The organism is Actinophytocola sp., from assembly GCF_045807065.1.
GTDB lineage: Bacteria > Actinomycetota > Actinomycetes > Mycobacteriales > Pseudonocardiaceae > Actinophytocola.
Genome location: NZ_JBJMIE010000097.1, coordinates 1 through 15,799, shown reverse-complemented (window position 1 = coordinate 15,799; position 15,799 = coordinate 1). Strand labels below are relative to the sequence as shown.

The window sequence follows — 15,799 nt, the reverse complement described above, 5'->3', positions numbered from 1 at the left end:
GTTCGACGCCTTCGGCTCCAAGGAGAAGACGCTGCACGCCAATATGGGCGGGCACACCGGCGTCCCGCAGTTCGAGGGGGACGGCGGGAACCGGTTCTTCGCCCGGCACCTGACGTGAGGCCGGTCCGCCAGGCCGGCAGACGATAGGAGCTGTCGGCCAGGACACCGCTCATCGAGGGCAGGTCCCGGCCCTCCTCTCGATGAGCGGCGGCCAGCAGCCGCACAACCGCGGCGTGCAGTTCACCGGCACCCCAGACGTGTGGCGCGTGGTTTCTAGTGATCGCCTTCGGTCTGCCGGCGTCGGTATTCCGCCGCCCTGGTCCGGTAGATCTGGTGTTCCCGCGCGTGGTCCGGGGGGAGATGGGGTGCGTCCGGGGAGGTCGTGGCGAAGAACCGCGCGAGCGCGGTGTTCGAGCTGACGGCAAGTTCCCCGGACCGTGGGAACATCGCTGTCTCGTAGCGGGCGACCGCGTCGTCGAGACTGCTCTCCTTGTTGATGGCGTGCGCGAGTTCCGCGCCGTCGAGCAAAGCGAGGTTCGTGCCGTGGCCGCCGAAAGGCGCCATGAGGTGGGCCGCGTCACCGACCAGGGTGACACCGGGGACGTGGTCCCAGGTCAGTGGGGCGGGCAGCGCCCAGAAGGCGCGCTGTACGTAGTCGCTGTCGTTGTCGGTGATCAGCGGGCGCACGACCGCGGACCATCCGCTGAACTCCCGCAACAGGTGGGACCGGACGGCCTCGCGGTCGGTGACGTCCACGCCGGCCGTGACATGCCAGTCCAGTTCGGCGCGGAAGGCGACGTAGCCGCGGACCACACCGTTGCTGTTGCGCTGGACGATCACCGCGCGGCCGTCGCCGTCGGTGGAGAACATGTGACCGTCGCCGACGATCGCGGCGACCTCGGGATGCCGGGCGTCCACGTCGTCGAAGCGGGCGTCGAGGAAACAGACGCCGAGATAACTCGGCACCGCGTCGGTGAGCAGGGGGCGGACCTTGGACCATGCGCCGTCGGCGCCGATGACGAGATCGGCCTCCGCGCTCGCGCCGTTGGCGAACTCCAGGCGGTGCACCCCGCCGCCGAGCGGGGTCACGTGCGCGAGCTTGTGTCCCCAGCGGACCGTGTCGGGTCGCAGGTGCTGGTACAGCATCGTCCGCAGTTGGCCGCGGTCGATCTCGGGTGCCGCGGTGTCACCCTCGGTGGGGGTGAACTCGGCCAGGACGGTGCCGTGGTGGTCCCGGCGGCTCTTGGCCTGGCCCTCGACCCGGGCCAACGCCAGGAAGGCGTTCATCAGCCCGGCGTCCTCCAAGGCGATCTGGCCGGCGTCGGCGTGCAGGTCGAGCGTCCCTCCCGGGTCGCGGGAGTCCACGGCGGCGTCCGCGTCGTACACCGCCGGCTGGATGCCATGGCCCTGCAGGACGCGGGCACACAACAAGCCGGCGGGGCCGCCGCCGATGATGGCGATACGGGGCGTGGAAGTCATGGGTTGAGTCCTCTTTCTCGGCTGCGGCGTCGCGTGGCGGGGGTCCACGTCGAGTGCGACTGCTCAAGAAGTGTAACCGCTAAACAGTATTACTTGTTCAACCTTTGCGATAGGCTGGGGACGTGACCGAGACGGGGCGCCGCGAGCGCAAGAAGGCCGCGACCCGCCAGGCGCTGGCGGACGCGGCACTGAGGCTGTTCCTGGAGCGCGGCTACGACGACGTCGGCGTGCGGGAGGTCGCCGAGGCCGCTGACGTCTCCGTGACCACGTTGTTCAAGCACTTCCCCGACGGCAAGGAGGCGCTGGTCTTCGACCAGGGCGACGACCGCGAGGCCGCGCTCGTCGCGGCCGTCCGCGACCGGCCCGCCGGCCAGTCCATCCCCCAGGCGCTGCGCCACCTGCTGCGCGGTTCGCGGCAGGTCCGCGCCGACCCCCGCTTCCCCGACTTCCTCCACCTGATCGACACCACGCCGGCGCTGCGCGAGTACGCCCGCCGGCTGTGGCTGCGCCACGAGAACACCCTGGCCGCGGCGATCGCCGCCGACACCGGACTGCCCGAGGACGACCCCGGCTGCCAGGCACTGGCCCACTTCGCCCTCGACGCCGTCACCCTCACCCACGGACGAGACGACGCCGAGACCGCCCTCGACCGGATCTTCACCCTCCTCGACAACGGCTGGACGGCCATGACGAAGGAACCCACGAGCCGCGGCTGACCACTCGCACACCGCGATCGCGCGTGACTGACGAGCGCGGTCCTCGACGCACTCGGATGATCGCGGCGATGACGGGTTGGGGGTGGCGGGGCGTTCGGGGGAAATCTCAGGGTGATCCCGGACGCCACAATGGACGAACTGGCTAGAGTGCCGGTCATAGCGCGTAATCCCTGTCTACTGCCTCCACGTTCCACGAACGTCGTCGGCAGTCAGGTCCATCGGCAAGGCCCGGCAACGGACGCGCGCCCACAACGTGCCACTCAGGAGCAGCGGTGAACAGTCCCGGATCAATGTTCAGCCACTTCACCAACACCCGGCCGTCGCACAGGCGCTGGAGGATCGTCGGTGTCGTGGAGTCGGCGGATGATCCGGGTGTGCGGTCGGTCGAGATCTTCCAGGGCCCGAACGGCGACGAACCACGACTGGTACTCGCACCCGAGGACGTGCCGCAGTTCGTCGCGGGCCTCATCGCCACGGTCATGCCCGGCGACCTGACCGCGGAGAAGGCCTGAACCACCGACTCGGCCCGCCTACGCTCGCATACCGTGAAGAACGCGGAGCCGCTCGTTGCGAACAACCGGGCTTTCGCCGCGACGGAGGCGAAAGCCTCCTCGCCCGGACCTGTCTCACGATCGCACCAGAACCACGGTAATCCTGACCTTCTCCAACCTCGCGGCCTGGGCTCGGCACACGACAACTGCCAACGAATCACCTGACTCGACTTCTGTAGCTCTGTCGGCGGTATGACACAGGAATTGTTAACGCTAACATCTGGTCACGAAGGTTGGCTCCGGCGGATCCCGCACGCGAAGGAGTTCCCGTGTCGTCCTGCGCTCGTTTCTCGTGTCCGCGGTCGCGGCTGCTCGCGAACCGTCACCTCGCGGTGTTGCTCGTCCTGGTGGCGGGACTGGCGGGGGTGCTGACCGTGGTCGGCCCGGCGCCAGAAGCCGGTGCCGCCACGGTCACCGTCACCAACCGCACCCAGTTCCGGGACACGGGCGGCAACGTCGTGAGCGCCCACGGGGGCGGGATCATCAAGGTTGGCGACTATTTCTACTGGTTCGGCGAGAGCCGCAACGCCGACAGCTCGTTCCGCGCCGTGGCCGTCTACCGGTCGCGGGACCTCAAGGCGTGGGAGTTCCGGAACAACGCGCTGACCCAGACGTCGGCGTCCGAGCTGAACCGGGCCAACGTCGAACGGCCGAAGGTCATCTACAACCGCTCGACCGCACAGTTCGTGATGTGGATGCACAAAGAGAACGCCGGGGACTACACGCAGGCACGGGCGGCGGTGGCCACCTCGAGCACGATCGACGGCAACTACACCTACCTCGGCAGCTTCCGGCCGTTCAACCAGTACATGTCCCGTGACATCACCGCGTTCGTCGACGACGACGGCACCGGGTACATGGTGTCGGCCGCCAACGAGAACGCCGACCTGCACGTGTACCGGCTGACCGCCGACTACACCGGCGTCGCGGCGCTGGTGCGGGTGTGGCCGGGCGACGTCCGCGAGGCCCCGGCGCTGTTCAAGCGCGGCGGCGTCTACTTCATGCTGACCTCGGGGGCCACCGGGTGGAACCCGAACCAGCAGAAGTACGCCACCGCGACGAGCATCACCGGACCGTGGAGCGCGTGGCAGAACGTCGGCGACTCCACCGCGTACGGGTCACAGACCGCGTTCGTGCTGCCGATCCAGGGCAGCCAGACCACCTCCTACCTGTACCTGGGGGACCGGTGGGGACCGGGGTTCGGCGGCACCTACGCCGACTCGCAGTACACCTGGCTGCCGCTGCGGTTCCCGAGCGACACCACTCTCGTCATGGACTGGCAGCCCCAGATCACCATCGACACGGAGACCGGCGTGGTGGGCGGAGCGGGCGGCGGAGCGTACGTCGAGCTGGTCGCACGGCACTCGGGCAAGTGCGTCGACGTGACAGGCGACAGCACCGCCGCCAACGCGCAGATCATCCAGTACACCTGCAACGGCGGCGACAACCAGCAGTGGTCGGCCAGGGACGCCGGGAACGGCTACGTGCAACTCGTCGCGCGGCACAGCGGGCTGTGCCTCGACGTGGCCGATGGCGCCACCGCCGACGGCACCCAGGTGATCCAGTACACCTGCGGCACCGGCACCAACCAGCAGTGGCAGTTCCAGGACAGCGGCGGCGGCTACGTCCGCGTCGTCGCCCGGCACAGCGGGAAGTGCCTCGACGTCAACGGTGCCTCCACGGCCGACAGCGCCCGCGTGATCCAGTGGGCGTGCGGCACGAACACCAACCAGCAGTGGCTGCGGACCGCGAGATCGTAGACGGACGCCCTCCGATCACCGCGGTGACCCGTCGCCGCTCATCGTCCTCCTTCGCCAGGTCCGCAACCCAAGCGTTGCGGCCGCTGGGAAAGCTACAGCCCGGATGGCCGAGTGGACACTCGCGGTGTAGCTCTCCCGGGGACAGTTCGCCGGCGGATGTCCCGGACCGCCGGTTCGCTACCGCGTGCGGCGGTGTTGCGCGATCGCCGCGCGGAGGTGGTCGCGGAAGTTCGCGCGCAGGCGGGGGAGTGGCGCGGTCGCGCCGAGCTCGCGGAGGAAGTCCGCCACGCTCCACGTGATCAGTCCGCCCTGCCGGGAGAGGTAGAGCCCGACGCTGTCGATGCCGTACTGGTCGTCGTAGTCGAGCAGGAGGTAGCCGGCGAGTTGGTAGACCTCCTCGCGTCCGAGCTTTCGCGGTTCGCGGGTCGCCTTGCAGTCCAAGAGGAGGCCGTCGAGGATGAGGTCCGCGTCGGCGGGGACGTCGCTGCTCCCCGTGAAGGTCGGGCCGCAGACCCTGGCCGTCGGCCGCAGGGTGCGGTAGTGCGCCAGCGGCGTCCGGGCGAGGCTCATCTGCTGGGCGATATCGGCGATCACGTGGTCGGGAACGCTTGCGGTGAGGTGGTCCAGGCTGGTGGCGGTGCCGGCCTCGGCCAGCATGCTGTACCTGCGGAGCTGCCCGGTGCGGTAGATGTCCTCGAAGAAGGAGGCGACGTAGCAGAGCCGTGTCAGGGCCTCGTCGGTGAGCCGGCGACGACCGGCGAGCCACTCGTCCACAGTGGACAACAGGTGTCGTCCCGTGACGACGAGCGCGTGCCGCCCCGCGCGTCCCGGTGCGCCGCGCAGGGGAGCGCCGTCCGCGAGGATGGCGACGCCCTGGGTGACGGCGGGGCCGAGAGTGCCGCCGAAGGCCAGCCGCAGCCGGTAGTCGATGGTGTGGCCCAGCGCCGACCAGTTGGGGTACCGCACGTCGATGGGCTGTACCGGGTGCGGTAACCCGGCCAGGCGGCGGACGTAGTCGCGCTGCACGGCGAGGGCGTGCGGCAGGTGTTGCGCCATGAACCGCGACACCGGTGCTTCGTCGTGCCTGAGCTGACCGGTGAGGCTGAGCGTGACCAGGGGCGGTTTCGCGGCCGCCGCGTCCTTCTCGTAGTCGTCGATCCACGCGATGCCGGCCGGGTCGAGGCGGCGCCGGGCCCGGGTGACCGCGACGTAGACCAGGCGGGCCTCGGCGGCCGGTAGTGCGCGCTGCGTTCCCTCCTCGTCCACCGGGGGAGCGGTGAACCCGCTGCCGATGCGGACGCTGTCCCATTCCCGGCCCTTCGCCTTGTGCGCGGTGGATACGGTGACCCGCGCGTTGTCCTCTTCGGACAGTCGGTTGACCGCGTGGATGATGTCGTCGGCCCCGTAGGTGTCGACCAGCTTCACGATGGCCTTGAGGTCCTGGCCGGCCTGGTCGTGCTCGACGTAGTCCTGCACCTCGCCCCACGAGCCGAACAGGAACAGTTCGGGGTGGCTCGTGCGTCTGCCGGCTTTGAGCTCCTCCGCCGCCCTGGCGACCCTGAGCATCGCGTCGCCGCCGCCCGCGAGCGCGACCGGCACCCCGCGTTCGAGGAAGGCCAGCACTTCCTTCATGGCGTCGGCGTTGCCCCGGCAGAGCACCACGTCGGGGTGGCTGATGTCGCCGATGCGCGAGGCGTCCCCGCCGCAGCCGGTCAGGCGCATGACCGATTCGGCGTGCCCGAGCCACCGGTTGGCCACGGCGGCGATCTGCGGGCCGAACCGGAAGGACCGGGTCAGGTGCATCGACTCCGCCGGGAACCCGGTCATCACGTCCCTGGCGCTGCGCCAGCCGTAGATCTGCTGAGCCGGGTCGCCGACGCAGATCCGCTGGGCGCGCTGGTCGAGGAAGATCTCCTCCAGCACCGGGTTGGTGTCCTGCGCCTCGTCGAGCAGCACGAAGTCGGCGCCCAGCACCGGCTCGGTCAACGCCCACATCTTCATGTAGTGGTCGTGTTCGAACCGCAGCCGCCCCTGGTGCGAGCGGATGTCGTCCCACGCCTTCACCGCGAACGGCAACAGGGTCACGGCCAGGTACTCCTGCCCGCGGTCGTCCAGCCCGTTGACAAGCTCGAGATGGCGGCTCAATACCTGGCGGTCGGTGGAGTAGCAGAACTGCCGGATCATCCCCATCACCAGCCGGGCCTGGTGGTTCACCGTGACGCTGTGCCCGCCGATCGACAGGTCACGCGTGATTCCCAGCAGCTGCGCCGTCCGCGCCGCGGGAATCCGCGCCTGGGTGCGTAACCGGTCCTGGTAGGAACGCCCGACAGCGTGGAAGGCGAGGGAATGTGCCGTCCGGCACTCGACATTGGCCCCGAATCGCCGCCGCGCGTCGTCGGCGATGGCTTTGTTGAAAGCGACGTACAATCCGCGCTTGCGCGTGGCGGCGGCCATCATCACCAGAGTCGCGGTCTTTCCCGTACCCGCCCCCGCGACCAACGCCAGATCGCGGCCCGCGACGAAGACATCGCCGGCGGCCACCTGCTCCTCGGTCGGCGCGAAGGCCATTCTCACCTCTCCGGAACAATCCGTTGTCCAGGTCAACGGATGATCGTAGGCGGCCCGAAGCCGAGCTGTCCCGGGCAAACGGGTGATCACTGCACGCATGAACGCACGAACTGCACGCGATGCCAACTCCGAACAACGGCGTCGAGCTGCCTTCGCGCCATGACCGGCGTCGAGAAGAAGGCAGGCTCAGCTCAGCGCGCTGCGCAGTTCCGCCCGTGAGCCGGTGCCGAGGATCCGCTGCGCGTCGTGGCGGAGCGTGGTGACGGCGTCGAGTTCGAGGACCATGCTGTAGGCGATCTCGGCGTCCGAGTGTCCGTCGGCGGCGAGTCGGGCGACGCGTTGCTGGCGGGGGGTGAGGGCGTTCACCCTGCGGGGGCGGGGTTCGGCGCCGAGCTTTCGGCTCAGCGTGGTTCGCAGGGACAGGGCGCCGCACTCGTCGGCCAGGGCCAGCGCCTCGGACAGCGGCCCGGTGGCGTCGTGGCCGCGCCCGGCCGTCGCGGTGGCGAGGTCGGCGAGGACGTGGGCGTGTTCCAGCCGGTTCGGGCCGTCGCGCAGGAGGTCGGCGGCCTCGTGGAGCAGGTCGACCGCCGCGGGTGGGCGGAGCACGGCGAGGGTTCGCAGGGCCTGGGCGCGGACCAGGGGGCTGCCGAAGACGTCGGCGCGTTGCCTGCCGATCTCCGCGAACTCCTGTGCCTCGTCGGGAGACGTGTGGCGCAGCGCCCTGGCGAGGTCGAAGCGCCAGGGGCTCAGCGAGGGATTGGGCAGCTGCGCGTGTTCGAGCCACTGCCCGGCCCGGCGCAGTGTGGTCGCCGCCTTCCTGGTCTCGCCCCGGGCCAGCTCGAGGCTGCCCACGACGCTCCAGGGGATCGGCAGGATCAGGGCGTCGGGCTGGACACCGCCGTAGCCGCGAGCCGCGCAGATCGCGGTCGCACGGTCCAGGTCACCGCGGGCCACCAGTGTCTCGACGAGCGTGCCGGTCGCGAAGTGCTCGGCGGGAGTTCCGGAGCCGGTGCGCTCGGCCAGGCGCACGGCGGTGTCGGCGTCGACCAGCGCGTCGGCGAGGCGACCTTGCCGCAGGGCGACGTTGGCCTGGTGGACCCGGGCGAAGGCGAGGTGGGTGCCGCGCCAGCCGTCGCGGTCGAACTCGCGGACCGCCTGGTCGAAGAGGCGGCCCGCCATCGTGAGGTCCTCGGAGTACAGGTGGACGAAGGCGGTCATGGTGGCGACCTCCATGCCCTGGTCGAGGTCGGCGAACGTCACACCGTCGCGGAGCACCGGCTCGATGGCGGCCGCCGCGTCCTTCCGGGGCAGTCCACGCTGCACCAGGCTCCAGGCCCACAACGTGATGAGCAGCCGTTCCAGGTGGTTGTCACCACGCAGGGCCGGGGCGGTCTCGTCGAGGAACCGCCTGCGTTCCGCCCGGTGCGGGTCGTCGGCCCACCACGCCGCCCACAGCAGTTGCTCGGCCCGCAGGTGGCCGCGCAGCTCCTCGTCCGCGCAGTGGTCGAGTGCGCGGTCGAGGAGCCGGACCGCGTCGCCCAGCTGGTTGGCGTAACCGTGGGTCTTGGCGAGTGCGATCGCCGCCTCGGTGCGCTGGGCGTCGTCGAGCGCGAGGTCGTAGGCGGCACGCAGTTCGGGCAGCGCGGCGGCCATCTCGCCGAGTGCCAGCGCCTGGCCGTGGCGTGTCCGCACCTCGCAGCGCCGGTCGGGCGCGGGTGGCTCGGCGACGGCGCGGCCGAGGTAACGCGCGGCGGTGCCCGCGAGGCCCGAGCCCATCGCCTCGACGGCTGCGGCGACGAGGCGGTCGACCACCCAGGGGTCCGCGGCGGTGCGCACGTGCAACAGGTGTGCCGCGACGAGTTCGGCGTCCTCCCCGTCCTCGTGCAGCAGCCGGGCGGCCGCGAGGTGGGCGTCGCTGCGCTCGGTGGGGTCGATGGCGTCGTAGACGGCACCGCGGATGATCGGGTGCCGGAAGTCCGCACTCGGCTGGTCGACCAGGATCGCGGCCCTGCACAGCTGGTCGTAGGCACGCCTGCCCTCGTCGGGTGTCAGACCGGCGAACCGGACGACGTGGTCGAGCGGGCTGCCGCGGCCGAACACCGCGATCGTGTTGGCGAGGCGCCGGGCCGCCGGGCCGAGGCCGTCCAGCCGCTCGGTGAGGTGCAACACGACCTGACGTGGCGTGAGGGCGGCGACCTGGGCGGCGGACGCGGTGGTCGGCGCGAGCCGGCGCTCGCGGGCGAGGTCGAGCATCCCCCGCAGGTAGAACGGGTTGCCGCCGCTGTGCCGGTGGAACGCCGCGCAGAAGCTTTCGTCGGGCACGTCCCCCGGCGAACCGAGACCGCGGCCGACGACCGCGCGAACGGCGTCGAGGCTGAGCGGGCGGGGCCGGATGGTCCGGGTCGCGTGCAGGGCGATGCGGCTCAGCGCCGCAGCGGCCGCTCCCTCGTCCGGCCGGTAGGCGAGCACCACCACGACGGGCAGGCCGGCCAGCCGGTCCGCCAGGTACGACAGCCAGTTCAGCGACTCCTCGTCCAACCAGTGCGCGTCGTCGACGGCGAACAGCAGCGCGTCGTCCCGCTCGACGACGTTCGTGGCGTTGACGACGAGCCAGTACAGGGCCTCGATGAAGCCGATCACGGAGCCGCGCCGCGCGTGGGGCAGCCCGAGCGGCACCTTGGCGAACGCGGCCGCGCCGGCGAACAGCCGTTGCCGGTCGCGGGCGTTGTGACCGGCGACCCACCGCCCCAGCAGCGTGCGGACGCCGCCGAAGGCCAGCGTCTGGTCGTGCTGGCCGCCACGGACCAGCAGGGGCGTGACTCCCCGGACCGCGCTCTCCGCGCACACGCGCGCGAGCAGTTCGGACTTGCCGATCCCCGCCGCGCCCTCGATCGCGATGGTCGCGCCCGCGCGCCCGCGCACGTCCTCCAGCGCGGACGAGCACAGGTTCAGGTCGTCGTCGCGTTCCAGGATGCCGCTGTCGGCCGCGGTGTGGCCGGGCAGCCGCAGGGCGTCCAGGACGCGTTGTTCGTCGAGGCCCGTCCTGCCGCCCGCGCGGGCGATCGCCACGCAGCCGGAGATGACCTTGGCGACGAACTCGTCACGCAGTCCGCGCCTGCCCGACATCGCCTCGGAGAACGTCGCCGCGCCCACGCCGCTGCGGCGGGCCAGCGCCGCGTCGGTGGGGCTGCCCACGACCCGTTGCAGCGTCCGCAGCTGACGCCGGAGGTGGTCGTCATCGTCGAGTCGTGCCACGTTCGCCCCTCCACCCCACGGAAGTCAGCTTAGCGGCGAAACCGTTCGGTTCTTCGGCGTCGGTGGTGGACCCGTCCGGCGTCGGCGACATTGTGCTGGGAAACGAAACTCCAGGGAGGACTCACCATGAGCAACCCGTTCAACTCAGGCGCACAGAACTTTTCGCGGCACAACGCGGCGCACGGCCACCAGCAGAACGTGGACGCCAACCACCGCGCCCTGCACAACCACCAGCACGCGAGCCGAGGGGGTGGCGGCAGCGTGGTCGGGAGTGTGCTCGGGGTGGTATTCCTGATCGTGGTCGTGCTCGTCGTCATCGGGATGCTGGGGTAGGACCGCCGTTCCCCTCCGGGCCGGACGATCCCCGGGCCCGGGGGGTGGAACCGCGGGTGCGCCGACGGTCCCCTGTCACCGGACGTCGTGGGTGTCAGGGATGTGAAAGGCCGGCTCGGTCTACTCCTCTCGGCTGTGCTGACCCGAGCTTGGGGGATGAGTCGATGACCTGGCGAAGAACGCTGCTGGTCGTGGTGCTGGGGGTGGGGCTCGTCCTCGGTGTGGTGGTGGCCGACCAGGTGGGGTCGCCGACCTCGCCGTTCCCCCGGATCACCGAGACGGCCGACCAGAACGCCGCCGTGGCCGCGGCCAGGCGGCAGCACGAGCCGGTGGTGGTCACGTCGCTGGGCACGCCGACCAGGAAGGTGTCCGCGCTGCCGGACGGCACGATGCTGGCCGAGCTGAGCGCCCAGCCGATGCAGATCCGCCGCGGTGGCACCTGGGTGCCCGTCGACCCGACCCTCACCAGGACCGCCGGCGGCGCGATCGCGCCCAGGGCGGTGACCACGAACGTCGCGCTGTCCGGCGGCGGCGCCGAGCAGCCGCTGCTGGCCTACGGCCCCATCGCCGTGCGCTGGCCGGGCACGCTTCCGGCGCCCACGCTGCGCGGGCCCACCGCCACCTACCGCGACGTCTCACCCGGCGTCGACCTGGAGCTGACCGCGACCGCGACCAGCGTGTCCCAGCACCTGGTCGTCAGGAACAGGGCGGCGGCCCGCGCGCTGACGCGGATCCCGCTCGGCGTCAGGGCCGACGGGCTCGCACTGTCCGTCAAGGACAACGCCCTGACCGCGAAGGACGCCGGCGGCAACGTCGTCTACGACACCCCGCCCGCGACGATGTGGGACGCGTCGGACGAGCGCACCGCCCCGGTCGGCCTGGAGCTGGACGGCACGACGCTCACCATGGTCCCGGACCAGGGGCTGCTGACCGACCCCGCGGCCGCCTTCCCGATCACGATCGACCCGGACTGGCACACCTTCGACCGCAGCGACTGGGCGAAGGTGTTCACCGGGCACAGGGACCAGCCCTACTTCTACGGCGGGCCGGACGACGGGTACGCCAAGGTCGGCTCGTGCGAGGGCCTCGACGGCTGCAACAAGATGGGCACCGGCCGCACGTACTGGCAGTTCGACACGAGCTTCCTCGGCGGCAAGCACGTCCTGGAGGTCAAGTTCGCCGCGACCATCCTGCACAGTCCGAGCTGCGACACGGCCGAGCACCAGCTGTTCATCTCGAACTCGACCTTCGGCGCCGGGCTGACCTGGAACAACCAGCCCGGTAGCACGTACGTCGACAGGCAGACCGCGCAGGCGGCGTGGGGCGGCTCGTGCGCCGGCAACAAGGGCATCGAGTTCAACGTCGGCGGGTACTACAGCCCGTCGAGCTGGTCGGCGTACTACCTCCGCGCCACCGACGAGGTCAACAACTACGCGTGGCGCCGCTACGACGCCGGTGCCACGCGGATCAGGGCCCGCTACAACATCGTGCCGAGCGCGCCGACCGAGCTGACCACCGAGCCGAACCGGCCGGTGTGCAGGTGGTGCGACGGCAAGAGCTACGTCCGTGACGACGTCATCCGCCTGAAGGGCCGGATCGGCGACGGCGACGGCGACAACGTCACGGCGCGCTGGGACATCAAGAACGGCTCGACGACCGAGCACCACGACGGCCCGACCATCAACCAGGGCAACCTGTTCACCACCGACGTCGACCTGCGCGACAGGAACGGGCAGCAGATCAGCTGGACCCTCTACGGTGACGACCTGACCGACACCGGACCGGCCCGCTCCGGGCCCGGGTTCGTCGTCGACCGGACCGGCGTCACGACGCCGCCGAAGGTCACCGCCGGGCTGTACCAACCCGACGACCGCTGGCACGGTGGCGTCGACGTGCCGGGGACCTTCACGTTCGACTCGGCGGGGGTCGCCGACATCGACCACTTCGAGTACAGCTGGAGCGGCCGGCCGCCCGTCCCGGTCGACGCGGACGCGTTGGGCGGCAAGGCGACCGTCGCCACGACGCCGCCGGGCGACGGGCCGCAGAGCCTGTCGGTGCGCAGCTTCGACCGGGCCGGCAACCCCAGCCCCGAAACGCTCCTGCACCTCTACGTCCGGCCCGGCAGCGGCGCGATGGCGCAGTACTCGTTCGAGGGCAACGCCAAGGACACCGCCTACCTCGGCGACCGGCACGGCACGGTGACCGGCGGCGTGAGCTACACGCCCGGCGCCGTCGGCACGGCCGCGACGTTCACCGGCACCGGCTACGTGACCACGACCAACACCGTCCGGACCGACACGAGCTTCACGGTGTCCGCGTGGGCCAGGATCGACCCGACGGGTGGGGCGCAGGCCATCGTGAGCCAGGACGGCACCACGTTCGCCGGCTTCGACCTGTGGTGGCGGCCCGACAACGGCGGCCGGTGGGTGTTCGCCATGGCCGATCCCGACGCCGTGGCGGGCAACGCCGACCTCGTGTGGTCGGCGTCGCCGGCGCTGGCGAACACGTGGACGCAGGTGACCGGTGTGTACGACGCGCCGGCGAACCAGCTCCGCCTGTACGTCAACGGCGTGCCGTCGGGCACCGTGACCAAGGCGAACGTGGCGCCGGAGAACTCGGGCGGACCCGTCCGGATCGGCCGCACGATGTGGGACTCGCACCCGGACGTCGACTTCGTCACCGGCTCGATCGACGAGGTGAAGATCTACGACCGGGTCGTGTCCGACGCGGAGATCGCCGCCGCGGTGAACCGGGACAACGTCCAGGTCGGGTACTGGAAGTTCGACGAGACCAGCGGCACCACCGCGGCCAACGCCGTGCCGGGCGGCAGCAAGGCGGTGCTGCGGGGCGGCGCGCACTTCGCGCAGAACGGCGCGGTGCACGGCGCGCTGCAGATCGACGACCAGGGCGACGTCGCGCAGACCGACGGCCCGGTGCTGCGTACCGACCAGAGCTTCTCGGTGGCGTTGTGGGCCCGCCTGGACCGGTCCCCGGAGACCGGCGGCATCTCCGTGGCGCTCTCCCAGGACGGCGACGTGAACTCCGCGTTCCTCGTCGGCTACCGCAACCTCGACAGCGGCCCGAAGTGGGAGGTCTACAGCTTCGGTGGCGACACGACACCGCACGCCGGCGACGCGGCGATCGTCAGCGACGTGCCCGCGAAGCTGGGCGAGTGGACACACCTCGCGGCGGTGTACGACGCGCCGAACGGCACGCTGCGCATCTACGTCAACGGCTTCCTCGCCGGGACGACGAGCAAGAAGATGGCCTTCAACGCCACCGGCCCGATGGTCGTGGGGCGGAACAAGGACGCCGGGGTCCTCGGCAACCCCTGGCACGGCTCGATCGACGAGGTCCGGGCGTACAGCAGGGTGCTGTCGGCGGACGAGATCCGCGGCATCATCGGCGCCGACGACGTGATGCTCGCCGACTGGAAGCTCGACGGCAACGCGGTCAACTCGGTGCCGGGCGGTGCGAACGGCTCGACGGTCAACGGCACCACCTACACCGCCGGGCAGGCGAGCATGCCGGACTCCTCGGACCTGGCGGCCCGCTTCGACGCGACCGCCCAGCAGTGGATCAGCGCCCCGCACGTCGTGGACGCCGACCGCAGCTTCTCCGTGGCCGCCTGGGCCAGGGTGGACAGGCTCGGCGGGCTCCCGGCGGTCGTGTCCGAGGACGGGACCAAGATCAGCGCGTTCAAGGTCCGGGCCAAGGACGACGGGCACTGGTCGTTCGTCACGTTCAACAGCGACGACCCGAACGCGAGCAGGGACGAGGTCTTCGGCGGCACCGTCCAACTGGGACAGTGGACGCACCTCGTCGCCGTGTACGACGCCGGGGCGCACCAGATCCAGCTGTACGTCAACGGCGTGCTGGCCGGTTCGGCCGCGCACACGCAGAGCTGGAACCCCTCCGGCGGCCTGCAGATCGGCCGCGCCAAGTGGGCGGGCGCCCCGGTGGAGTACTTCACGGGGGCCGTCGACGACGTGTCGGTCTACTCCAGGACCCTGTTCGCCTCGGAGATCCAGGCCATGGCCGGGCGGGACCTGGCGCTCGTGCACGAGTACCCGTTCGACGAGTCCAGCGGCCGCAACGCCGCCGACGCCGTGGGCGCTCGCGGCGCGACGCTCACCGGCAACACCACGTTCACACCCGGCCGGGTCGGCAACGCGGCCACGTTCGACGGCGACGGCGACGCGGCCACCACGACCGGGGTGGACCTGCGCACCGACCAGGCGTTCACGGTGTCGGCGTGGGTGCGCATGCCGGCCAGGGCGTGCTGCCGGATGACCGCGGTCAGCATCGACGGCGCGGCCACGAGCAAGTTCCGGCTCGGCTACCTCAAGGACGCCGCCCACCCGCTCGGCGTGTGGATGTTCGAGATGCCCGAGTCCGACTCGGACGGCGCGCCCGTGACACAGGCGGCCGTGTCCACGCAGCCCTCGGACGTCAACTGGACCCACCTCGTCGGGGTCTACGACCCGGCGACGAAGAAGATCTGGTTGTACGTCAACGGCACCCGGGTCGGCGACGGCACGCTGAACACGCCGTGGCAGGCGTCGGGCGGCCTGGTGCTCGGCCGGGGCAAGGCCAGGGGAGTGGCCGCGGAGTACTGGAACGGCTCGGTCGACGACGTCCGGCTCTACACCGGACAGCTGGACAAGATCCGGGTGTCCGCGCTGTTCCACTCCTACCCGGCGGAGGCGGGCACCGCGTCGCTGCCGGTGCCGGACGCGGGCGCGTGGAACTTCGACGAGAGGACCGGCACCACCGCGAACGACTCGAGCGGGCGGGGCATGACCGCGACGCTCAAGGGCGGCGCCGACTGGGTCGGCGGCCGCAACGGGCCCGCCGCGCTGAACCTCGACGGCACGTCCGGCTACGCGCAGACCAGCGGACCGGTCGTCGACACCGCGAGGAGTTTCACGGTCGCCGCCTGGGTGTACCTGACCAACTCCGCCACCGGCAACCTCGTGGCGCTCGGGCAGGACGGCAACCGCCTGAGCACGTTCTCCCTGGCCTACCACGGTGACACGAAGAAGTGGATGGCCCTGGTGCCCACCGTGGACGCCGACAACCCCGGAAACGCGGTGACGATCCTCGACTCGACCGAGACCGCGTCGACGGGGGAGTG

8 protein-coding genes and 1 pseudogene are annotated in these 15,799 nt (G+C 71.0%); 6 read left to right on the top strand and 3 right to left on the bottom strand.

Annotated elements, in window-relative coordinates:
- Positions 1 to 118, top strand: a pseudogene (locus ACJ73U_RS05675) (alpha/beta hydrolase); the annotation flags it as partial.
- 155 nt (positions 119 to 273) lie between these two features.
- Here the strand turns inward: ACJ73U_RS05675 and ACJ73U_RS05670 are convergent.
- Positions 274 to 1,479, bottom strand: coding sequence for an FAD-dependent oxidoreductase (locus tag ACJ73U_RS05670; protein WP_407776453.1), 1,206 nt, complete (start codon positions 1,477 to 1,479; stop codon positions 274 to 276).
- A gap of 122 nt (positions 1,480 to 1,601) precedes the next feature.
- Between ACJ73U_RS05670 and ACJ73U_RS05665 the strand changes: the two genes are divergently transcribed.
- The 3 genes from ACJ73U_RS05665 to ACJ73U_RS05655 all read left to right on the top strand — a co-directional run bounded on the left by ACJ73U_RS05665 (position 1,602) and on the right by ACJ73U_RS05655 (position 4,506).
- The gene (locus ACJ73U_RS05665) at positions 1,602 to 2,195 is read left to right on the top strand and encodes a TetR/AcrR family transcriptional regulator (protein ID WP_407776452.1); all 594 of its coding nucleotides are present in this window, start codon (positions 1,602 to 1,604) and stop codon (positions 2,193 to 2,195) included.
- A gap of 350 nt (positions 2,196 to 2,545) precedes the next feature.
- A complete protein-coding gene (locus ACJ73U_RS05660) occupies positions 2,546 to 2,707 on the top strand; it encodes a hypothetical protein (RefSeq protein WP_407776451.1) in 162 nt (53 codons plus the stop codon).
- Between the two features lie 308 nt (positions 2,708 to 3,015).
- The gene (locus tag ACJ73U_RS05655) at positions 3,016 to 4,506 is read left to right on the top strand and encodes an RICIN domain-containing protein (protein WP_407776450.1); all 1,491 of its coding nucleotides are present in this window, start codon (positions 3,016 to 3,018) and stop codon (positions 4,504 to 4,506) included.
- A gap of 177 nt (positions 4,507 to 4,683) precedes the next feature.
- Here ACJ73U_RS05655 and ACJ73U_RS05650 read toward each other — a convergent pair whose 3' ends face one another.
- Both ACJ73U_RS05650 and ACJ73U_RS05645 read right to left on the bottom strand, forming a co-directional pair.
- Positions 4,684 to 7,074 carry a UvrD-helicase domain-containing protein gene (locus ACJ73U_RS05650; RefSeq protein WP_407776449.1) on the bottom strand — a complete coding sequence of 797 codons (2,391 nt, stop codon included), beginning with the start codon at positions 7,072 to 7,074 and terminating at the stop codon, positions 4,684 to 4,686.
- A gap of 186 nt (positions 7,075 to 7,260) precedes the next feature.
- The gene (locus ACJ73U_RS05645; RefSeq protein WP_407776448.1) at positions 7,261 to 10,329 is read right to left on the bottom strand and encodes an ATP-binding protein; all 3,069 of its coding nucleotides are present in this window, start codon (positions 10,327 to 10,329) and stop codon (positions 7,261 to 7,263) included.
- Positions 10,330 to 10,455: 126 nt separating this feature from the next.
- Here ACJ73U_RS05645 and ACJ73U_RS05640 point away from each other — a divergent pair, with 126 nt between their 5' ends.
- Positions 10,456 to 10,662: a hypothetical protein gene (locus ACJ73U_RS05640; protein WP_407776447.1), complete on the top strand. Its 207-nt coding sequence runs from the start codon at positions 10,456 to 10,458 to the stop codon at positions 10,660 to 10,662.
- 164 nt (positions 10,663 to 10,826) lie between these two features.
- Positions 10,827 to 15,799 (top strand): LamG-like jellyroll fold domain-containing protein (locus ACJ73U_RS05635; RefSeq protein WP_407776446.1); only part of this gene is annotated, 4,973 nt, incomplete at its 3' end.

What these genes read in the sequence shown, in the direction of transcription:
- ACJ73U_RS05650 (WP_407776449.1), bottom strand. Translation starts at nt 7,074, where the DNA reads ATGGCCTTCGCGCCGACCGAGGAGCAGGTGGCCGCCGGCGATGTCTTC.
- ACJ73U_RS05670 (WP_407776453.1), bottom strand. Translation starts at nt 1,479, where the DNA reads ATGACTTCCACGCCCCGTATCGCCATCATCGGCGGCGGCCCCGCCGGC.
- ACJ73U_RS05640 (WP_407776447.1), top strand. Translation starts at nt 10,456, where the DNA reads ATGAGCAACCCGTTCAACTCAGGCGCACAGAACTTTTCGCGGCACAAC.